The organism is Chryseobacterium sp. VD8, assembly GCF_037149975.1.
Taxonomy (GTDB): domain Bacteria; phylum Bacteroidota; class Bacteroidia; order Flavobacteriales; family Weeksellaceae; genus Chryseobacterium; species Chryseobacterium indicum.
Genome location: NZ_JBBCQL010000216.1, coordinates 1 through 7914 on the forward strand (window position 1 = coordinate 1; position 7914 = coordinate 7914).

The following is a 7914-nucleotide window of genomic DNA, read 5'->3' on the forward strand; positions in this document are numbered from 1 at the left end:
TACCGCAAATTTCATTGCAGAAGCAGCCGTCATCGCTACAACAGGTTTGATGTTTTTTTCTTCCGTAACGATTACCCAGCCCGAAATGGCATAAGAATGGGGTAGATAAACCGCAACATAATTATGTTTTTCAACATCTGCCATTTCTTTTTGCGTTAAAAACCCGATTCTCCATATTTCAGGATTTTCGTTGGTCTTTACCCAGACCGGATCGTTGAATTTTTTTTTGTCTCCTACGAAGGAGGACATTACGTCTTTTGTGGGGGTGTAGATATGTTTTACACCGGGTGTTTTTTCAAGAAGCCGATCCATGGAATCGAAAAAGAATCTTCCGACCACGAATTTATTTCCCAAAAAACCTAAAAGTGCGGTAAATAAAATGGTCGAGATAAAAACAAGACCGGGAATTTCCTTTGCAACGGAAGGAATAATGTTATCAATAGACGTTACAATATACCAGATAACAAAAATTGTCAGTCCGATGGGGCCGATAATTACTAGTCCCTGAAAGAAATTTTTCAGGAAAAAATTGGCAATATTTTCAAACGTCAGTTTTTTCAATCTAAATACTATTTATCCGTGGATGGTTTCGCCTTTTCCGTAAGACTGTATAACTTTTGCTTCATATTCCAGCCATTCTTCCCATCGTTTATTTACTTTTTCTTCGTCTCCAAGCTGTCTTGCAAACCCGATGAAGGTGGTGTAATGGTTGGCTTCTGAAATCATCAGTTCTCTGTAGAAGGTTTTAAGCTCCTCATCTTTGATATTTTCAGTCAGAACTTTAAATCTTTCACAGCTTCTGGCTTCAATCATAGCTGCGAAAAGCATTTTATCTACAATAAGATCGTCTCTGTTGCCGCCTTTCTGGATAAAATTCACCAGTTCATTCACATAATCGTCTTTTCGGGTACGTCCGAAAGTATATCCTCTTTTTTTTATAATTTCATGAACCTGACGAAAATGCTCCAGCTCTTCCTGTGCGATGGCAAGAAGTTCCGTCACGATTTCCGGATATTCAGGAAGCATTGTGATCAATCCGATGGCATTGGTAGCTGCTTTTTGCTCGCACCACGCATGATCCGTTAAAATTTCTTCGATGTTTCCTTCTGCAATATTTGCCCACCTTGGATCGGTAGGAAGTTTCAACTTAAACATGTTTTAAAATTTTCTGTAAAATTAAAATAATTTGCAATACGATTAAAGTTTATTTAAAGATTCAGAACGGTGAAAAAATATTTTTCTTAATAATTTAAAAATCTTGGTATTTAATTTGTTTTCAATAAAAAACCAAATTAAAATATAAACAATGGAAACTATTACAACTTTAAAATCTAAAGCAGGGGCTTTATTTTCAGCAATTTTTGTTCTTTTTATGTCAGCTTTCAGCTTCGCGCAGGAAACTAAAACGGGAGGCGGAACCGTAACAACAGAACAAACTACAACGACAACGACAGAGTGGTATGCAAATCCTACTTACATTATTATCGGAGCTGTTGTTTTAATTGTAATCATCGCACTGATTGCAAGAGGAGGAAGAGAAAGGGATTAATGAGATGCAGTTTTGCATCTTAAAAGCTCTAAAACTTTCCAACCCCATTCATCAACTTTTTTCAAGCCGGCTGAAATGATGAATGCCAAAATAATATTGATTCCGTAAATTAAAATCATTAAAATCCACCAAAGCATATTTTCTTTCATTGGAACGACTAAAAAATAAACCAGTGAAGAACTTATTCCCTGTGCAAAATAAAAAAATATCGCATTTTTCCCAATGTAGGTCACAACATTTTCTTTTGTAATCTTAAGCCTGTTATAAAAAACAAAAAGCGTTACCAAAGAAAACAACGTCCAGATAATATAAGGAATCTGAGGCGGAAATTTATTTTTATTGATTTTGTAAAATATTTCCGGTCCGTAAAATCCGAACAGTCCTGCTAATGCAACCGCAACAAATCCGTATAATACAGGAACCATTCTGTCCGGAATTTTTTTACCTTTCATTCTGTTTCCAATCAGAAAAACAGTCATGTAGAAAGCAACATATCCTACCTGTCCTGAAGGATAAATTTCCGAAAAAACATTAAATAATAAGGTTAATCCGGCACAAAGCCCAATGAACCAGTTAACATGTTTCGGAAAAAATTTTAATATTAAGACACCAAAAACGGTTAAAATATAGTAGACTTTTAAATACCAGAAACTTCCCATTACCACAGGAAAAGTATCTGCTTTGTTGTATTGATGAAGATACCAGTTTCCTAAATTTTCCCATTGTGGAACGGTCGAAATTTTCGTAGCTGCATAGTTTGATCCGAAGGTCGAATAAAAATTCTGCAGCCATTCCAGAGAAAAGAAAGTGAGCCCGAAAACTTTGAAGAAATAATCCAGAAAGAACAGAAGGGTTACAAAAATCATATACGTGATCTGCAATTTCAGCAGCCTGTATAATGTTTTTTCAATATTGGAACCGGATGTTATTCCGCTTAATGCGTAAAATAATGCAACATCAAATACCAAAGAGAAAACTCTCACTTCAGGCTGGATATAAAATTGTCCCGACCAGAAAGCGGTATGGATGAAAATGATGGAAATGGTAGCCAGTCCTTTTGCGAAATCAATATAGAGGTCTCTGTTCATTTTTTTTGATATGATGTTTCAAAAGTAATAAACTTTAAGAATATGCAGACAAATAAAAAGAGACAGGAATCGTGTCCCTGCCTCTTCGAGAAAGATATTTCCAAAAAATGATAATCTATTTCAGGTTTTTAAATTCTTCGGCAGAGATTTCTCCGGTCTGAATTTGTTTAAGTTCCTCAAGATACTGCTGCATATAAGCATCAAGTTCAGGATATTGCGTGTTTTTTGCCATTTTGTAAGTTCCGTTCAGTACTCCCTGATAATAATAGAAGAAGTTATAATCGAAATCTGCAGCAGTAAGGCTGTACTGCCCCAGTAAAAATCCTAAACGGACAGCAGATCTTCTCTGTGCAGGAGTTCCGTGGTGACCCGGACTTGTAGTCTGGTAATCGCCAATGCTCTGTGCAAATTCGTAAGCGGCTGCAATCTGCGTAAAGCTTGTCTGGTTGTATCCGTTTGGTCTTCTCAGATAGTATCCTGCAAAACCATCTGCTTCCAGCTCGTTTGGTCTTGCTGTGGATTCTGTTACCGTAGGCAGTCCAAAAATATACTGAAGCTGATGTCCGTACTCATGAGCAAGAATCATCGCGTTTACAATGTCTCCGCCTTTTGCTTTTGCATCGTAATAAATAGCGTAGCCGTAATAGATTTTTCCTGTAGAATAAGAAATTGCATTGTAGGTAGAATTAAAATTCGAAGGATCGTTCACGAATCTCAATGTAGGATTACTCCTTCCCCACATGCTTGCAATTTTTGTCATCTGAGAATTCATAAAATTGGTGTCTGTAGAATTCTGTAATGAAGTAAGCAGTACAGATGAAGAACTCCAGTTGTTATCTACATAATAGCATACTTTCTCCAGACCATTCGGTTGTTCCGGTTTTAAGCTTTCTGCCTTTTGCTCCTGTTGTACAGGTGTTTCCATGGTGTCGTCGTTACATGCTGACAGAGAAAGTGCAGCAATGGCTCCCAAAAGAATCGGGAATTGGATTTTTCTTTTCATATATACAAATATTTTGGTGAAAACGAAGATATAAAATTAAACGGAATTTCATATCACTTTATTGTGAAAAAATATTCAAAACATAGTTAAAATTTTATTTTAAAAAAGATTGAATTGAATTTGAAGAGATTAGAAAATATTTCTTATATTTGCACCTCGAAATAACTAAAAATTTATAAACAATGTTTGCAATTGTAGAAATAGCAGGGCTTCAATACAAAGTTGAGCAAGACCAGAAGTTGTTTGTAAACCGTTTAAAAGGAGATAAAGGAGGAAAAGTATCTTTTGATAAAGTACTTCTTACTGTAAACGGAGCAATCACGGTAGGCGCCCCAGCTGTAAGCGGAATCACTGTAGAGGCAGAGATCCTGGATCATGTAAAAGCTGATAAAGTAATCGTTTTCAAAAAGAAAAGAAGAAAAGGTTACAAAGTGAAAAATGGTCACAGACAATCATTAACTCAAATTCAGATTACTGGTATTACAGGATTTGAAGGAGCTAAAAAAGCAGAAAAACCTGCTAAAAAGACAACTAAAAAAGCTGACGCTGAAGCAACTGAAGGCGCAGAATAATTTTTTAAACCAAAAAACCTTAAAATAAAATGGCACACAAGAAAGGAGTTGGTAGTTCCAAAAACGGTAGAGAATCTCACTCTAAAAGATTAGGTGTAAAGATTTTCGGTGGTCAAGATGCTATTGCGGGTAACATCATCGTTAGACAAAGAGGTACTCAGCATCATCCAGGTGCAAACGTGGGTATCGGTAAAGATCACACTTTGTTCGCATTAGTTGACGGAAAAGTAGTTTTCAGAAAGAAAGCAAACAACAGATCTTTCGTATCTGTAGAAGCAAACGCATAATATATAAGCGTTTTATAAAAATTAAAAGCCTTGGCAATTTTGCTGAGGCTTTTTTCTTGTGTCCTGAAGTGAGGAAAAGTTAAAGTTTTTATATTTATTCAATTTAACGGGAAATATTTATATATTTGGTAACTATCAAATAACGAATATATTGCGTAAGCCGAAAAGCAGACAGAGTAGGCAATAAATTAAACCAAACTAATATGAAAAATCTAAAAAAATTAACAAAAAGACAGCTTAAAACAATTGCTGGAGGAGAAAAATGTCCTGCCTTAGCCAGTTGGTGTTCTGAATGGTGTACTTGGACGGCATGGCAAAAAGCACATTGTCTGAATGCAGTAATTGATACTCCTTGTGATTGCTAAACTAAAGAATTCCAGTCTCTTTTTTGAGGCTGTATTACCAACTTTATAAAAATCTATAACTATGAAAAATTTAAAAAAAATCCAAAGACAGGATCTTAAAAATGTAATGGGAGGAGCATCTCCGGATCAGGGATGTTTACCTTGCGATGTATATTGTAGACTTCCGGAAGGGCAGAGACCGCCATGTAAAATTGTTTACATTGTAGCGCATTGCAATAGCTGTAAAGATTATCCTGTTGAATCGTAAGAAAAAAACTCCTTCGCACTGAAGGAGTTTTATATTTTAAAAGCCGACCTGAAAACCTGCTTTAATTCCGAAAGTTGAAATATCCGGTCTGTTGAGGTAATTTCCGCGCCAGTTGAAATCTACTCTGAAAATTCGGAGATTTCCGAAGCCGATATTTTCGATTCCGAAACCGTATTCATAATAAATATGCTCACTTGGGGCAGAATATTTGAATCCTTCTACATTAATCGCTTTAGAAGCGTCGCTTAATGTTCCGTAAGCTCCTCTGATGAAGGCAATCTCTCTTAATTTTAATTTTTTGATCAAAGGAATATAAGAAAGGATTTTCCCGTTGAAATGATGCTCTAAATGAAGTGTAGTATACGTATCAGCCACAAATTCATAGTAATTAAGCTGTGCAAATGTATTCTGAGCGAGACTATATGACTGGTTTCCCGGAATTACGTTCTGTAAAGCCAAGGGAACAGTATTGAAATTCTTTCCAGCCTCAAAGCTGACTACTGTTTTTCCCCAGCTTCCGATCAGAAAAGGCTTATAAAACAGGAACTGCAATTTGTTATAATTAAAATCCGAACCGAATAAACCTTCAACACCTTTTGTGTATTTCAAGACAATAGTGGGGGCAAGAGTTCCGTGTTCGTGTCTGTCGATTCCGGTCTGGGAAAATTTTGCTCCCGGTCTTGCGATTAAGCTTAACGTAAAATGTGAATCATTGGTTGTTTTTCTCAAATCTCCGTTTTTGTAATACATGAGATTAAATCCTTCGGGATTTGCCGATTTAATGCTTTGCATGGTTCCGTCTAGTCTGATCTGAAAATTTTTCCAGGGTTCAATAGAAGTAAATACATTTGTCTGGTTTATCGAGCTTAGTGAAGCGTTTTCTCCTCTTGCAAAAATCGTTGAAGAAGCAAACGTTCTTGCCATAATTCCGTCATCATTGGTCAGCCGAACGCCAAGCTGTAGAATATCTCTTCTTGTTCCTGCTCCTATCGTAAAACGGTTTACTCTGTTGAACATAAATCTTCCTTCAACACCGTATTTCACCTGCTGGTCTTTGAATCCATAAGCGGTGTAAAACTGAACTCTCCAAGGATCGTTCCGTGTGAAATATGTTCTTGCTCCAATTCGTATCCTATCGCCTTCTACCTGGTTTTTTCCATATACAGAAAAAATAGGACCTAAATCAATACCTTTTGTAATGTTATAATATCCGGAACCCAGTGTCTCGTAAAGTTTTACAATACGGTTAAATTTTGGGGTCTGCTCAAGCTTATCAAGCATATCATAGATGCCCTGCTCACTTTTTGACAGGGAATCTGGTCTTGCTTTTACCCAATATGCATCATCTTTTTCTACAAATTTGTCATTGTATTCCTCTTCCGTTCTTTTAAAAATTTTGTCTTCAAGCGGTTTATTAAACTGGTATTCTGAATAATCTACAGATCTTTTGGCAATAATACTTTTTGAAGTTTTCTTTTTTGAAAAAGGAGTCATTTCAATTTCTGTAACAAATTTCCTCGGCAAAAAAGTATTTTCGTCGGGATTGTCATATTCCAGTTCTGTAGAAATTCCGTTAATAAAATTTACATTAATTTTTTGAGTGGATTTTAAGGTTGCACCCAAAACTGCATAACTGTCTGTATCAATATAAAGATATCCCTGAAAAGCTAAAACTTCTGTTCTTTTCGGCTGATATCGGATTTTGAAAGCATTTTCTCCGCGTATGGAAATAGTATCTACCAGATTATAATCATACGTACTGAAGCCTGTTTCTCCGGCAGGACTTGGAAATCCGATGTCGAAATAATTTAAAGTATTATCATAAATGTTGATGTCGCGGTAAAGATTTTTAGCCATCAGAGTAATGATCTGGTTATCCTGAAAACCTGATGTTTTTTGTGCCGTGAGAAGCCTTTTTGTACGTTGGAAAGGTCTGTTTTCTCCGTAATTTTCATAAACGGCTTCATTGAGGAAAATAGGAAGTGCTATTTTTCCGCTTGCCGTGGAATCTTTATAATCAAAAATGAATTCAAGTTTATTGAAGATTTTTCTCTTCATGAATGCACTGTCCAGATTATTGGCATCAAACTGAATTTTCTCGTATTCTTTATAGGTATAGGTATCGAATTTATCTAAACCGTTGTTTCTCTTCCGTTCCCAGACTTTCTGCATGATTGCGTAAGCGGGATTTTCCTTTTTGTTTTTATATTTCGGTTTTTCGTTATGAATAACAACTTCCTGTATGCTCCCGACTTTTTCCTGAGCCAGTTTCACAAAAATATTGCTGGCATTCTGTGGAGTTACATCAACACTTTCTAACGAATAATTTTTTCTTAAAAATCTGAGTTTATAAATCAGGCTGTCTGACTGTACGGTAAATTTTCCGGAAGTGGTTGTAAAAGAGGGTTTTTGATTTTCATTAATGAAAATATCTACTCCCGAGACCTCCTTATTGGTCTTTGCGTCTACAATTCTGCCGTTTGCCGAATTTTGTGAGTATACGAAATCTGCAAAAAATAGGAATAAAAAGAGGGAATAATATTTGGAATTGTTAATTAACATTTGTTGTTTCTTCAAGCTATTTGCATAACAAAAAGTATGCACTTTTATTATAAAAAAATAAATATTATTTAAACTTTTAATGGTTTAAATACAAAACTGCAAATGTAATGAAAATAACATCATCGTTTTGACGGTGTTATAGTTATTGTTTTGTTAAAATATGATGATTTTTAAGAAATTATTTTTGAGTTGATGTGATGCAGAATCACAGAAATAAAAAAGACCTACATTTCTGTAAGTC

The 7914-nt window shown here is 35.6% G+C and carries 10 protein-coding genes; 5 read left to right on the forward strand and 5 right to left on the reverse strand.

The features are described 5' to 3' along the window. Together WFK35_RS18270 and WFK35_RS18275 are read right to left on the reverse strand one after the other, a co-directional pair. On the reverse strand, positions 1 to 561 hold a 561-nt coding region (locus WFK35_RS18270; protein ID WP_336733774.1), incomplete at its 3' end, for a DUF502 domain-containing protein. A 12-nt stretch (positions 562 to 573) separates the two neighbouring features. After that, entirely contained in the window at positions 574 to 1155 is a 582-nt protein-coding gene (locus tag WFK35_RS18275) for a tRNA-(ms[2]io[6]A)-hydroxylase (RefSeq protein ID WP_076391290.1), read from the reverse strand. Between the two features lie 151 nt (positions 1156 to 1306). On the opposite strand from WFK35_RS18275, the gene WFK35_RS18280 reads away from it, so the two are divergent. Next, positions 1307 to 1549, forward strand: coding sequence for a hypothetical protein (locus WFK35_RS18280; RefSeq protein ID WP_336733775.1), 243 nt, complete (start codon positions 1307 to 1309; stop codon positions 1547 to 1549). Here the strand turns inward: WFK35_RS18280 and WFK35_RS18285 are convergent. Then, complete coding sequence (locus WFK35_RS18285) at positions 1546 to 2637, reverse strand: acyltransferase family protein (RefSeq protein WP_336733776.1); 1092 nt, start codon at positions 2635 to 2637, stop codon at positions 1546 to 1548. The two genes, WFK35_RS18280 and WFK35_RS18285, sit on opposite strands and share 4 nt — an antisense overlap. A gap of 115 nt (positions 2638 to 2752) precedes the next feature. Next, complete coding sequence (locus WFK35_RS18290; protein WP_214587978.1) at positions 2753 to 3640, reverse strand: metalloprotease; 888 nt, start codon at positions 3638 to 3640, stop codon at positions 2753 to 2755. A 182-nt stretch (positions 3641 to 3822) separates the two neighbouring features. On the opposite strand from WFK35_RS18290, the gene rplU reads away from it, so the two are divergent. The 4 genes from rplU (at position 3823) to WFK35_RS18310 (ending at position 5111) form a co-directional block, all read left to right on the forward strand. Continuing rightward, positions 3823 to 4212: a 50S ribosomal protein L21 gene (gene rplU / locus WFK35_RS18295; protein WP_185207426.1), complete on the forward strand. Its 390-nt coding sequence runs from the start codon at positions 3823 to 3825 to the stop codon at positions 4210 to 4212. 29 nt (positions 4213 to 4241) lie between these two features. Continuing rightward, on the forward strand, positions 4242 to 4499 hold the full coding sequence (gene rpmA / locus WFK35_RS18300) for a 50S ribosomal protein L27 (RefSeq protein WP_047399085.1): 258 nt from the start codon (positions 4242 to 4244) through the stop codon (positions 4497 to 4499). 203 nt (positions 4500 to 4702) lie between these two features. Then, positions 4703 to 4864 (forward strand): bacteriocin-like protein, encoded by a 162-nt coding sequence (locus WFK35_RS18305; protein WP_214587979.1) that lies wholly within the window; start codon positions 4703 to 4705, stop codon positions 4862 to 4864. Between the two features lie 61 nt (positions 4865 to 4925). Then, complete coding sequence (locus tag WFK35_RS18310) at positions 4926 to 5111, forward strand: bacteriocin-like protein (protein ID WP_336689314.1); 186 nt, start codon at positions 4926 to 4928, stop codon at positions 5109 to 5111. 36 nt (positions 5112 to 5147) lie between these two features. Here WFK35_RS18310 and WFK35_RS18315 read toward each other — a convergent pair whose 3' ends face one another. Continuing rightward, positions 5148 to 7673, reverse strand: coding sequence for a DUF5686 family protein (locus WFK35_RS18315; protein ID WP_336733777.1), 2526 nt, complete (start codon positions 7671 to 7673; stop codon positions 5148 to 5150). Between the last annotated feature and the right edge of the window lie 241 nt (positions 7674 to 7914).